This window comes from Streptomyces carpinensis, from assembly GCF_002154505.1.
Classification (GTDB): Bacteria; Actinomycetota; Actinomycetes; order Streptomycetales; family Streptomycetaceae; genus Streptomyces; species Streptomyces carpinensis.
In genome coordinates, this window is the sequence record NZ_MUBM01000158.1 from 34,777 (window position 1) to 35,499 (window position 723).

Genomic DNA, 723 nt, shown 5'->3' on the forward strand with positions numbered 1-723 from the left:
CCGGGCGCCCGGGCCACGGCACAACGGGCCTGCCGGCTCGTCCGGTGACGGACTCAGCCGTCCACCGCACCACCGGCTCCGCCGTTCGCGAGGTCGCCCGCTCCGTGGTCCGTCCGGTAGTGGGCTCCGCGTCTCGTCCGGTGACGAACTCCGTCGTCCGTCCGGTGACGGAATCCGCAGGCCGTCCGGTGCCCGCTCCCGTGCTCCATCCAGCGGCGTCCCGCGTCACCACTTCGGCGCAGGCCTGCGTAGTCCCTTCGGCGCGGGCCCTCGTAGTCCCTTCGGCGCCGGGGCGTGGTGCCCTTCCAGTGGTCGAGCGCGGCGTCCTTCCGGTGACCGAGCGTGTCGCCCCTCGGGTGACGGTTGCCGTGGGGCGGTCCGTGTCGCTTCGGCTCGCCGAGCCGGTCGGTGATCTGACGGTGGCCGTGACGGGCGGGCGGGTCGAGGTGAGGATTCCGCCGGTGGCGGTGTCGCTGCCCGAGTCGCCGACGCTGCCCGTGCCGATCAACCCTTCGGTGCCGGATCTGCCAGATCTGCCGGGCCTGCCCGGCTCGTCCGACCTGCCTGGTCAGCCCGGCGCACCCGCGCCCGCTCCCGGCCCCGTTGAGCCGGGGCAGGCGGGAAGCGTGCCGTCGGAGCCCGTCACGTCCGCGACGTCCCAGCCTCAGACCCGCCCCCAGTCCCTGCCGCAGCAGTCGCACGGCGCGGCCGCCGCGGCGCCCG

1 pseudogene is annotated in these 723 nt (G+C 75.7%); it reads left to right on the forward strand.

The window, feature by feature from the left end:
* Positions 1-380: 380 nt before the first annotated feature.
* Positions 381-723 (forward strand): annotated as a pseudogene (locus BZY54_RS52285) (hypothetical protein); the annotation flags it as partial.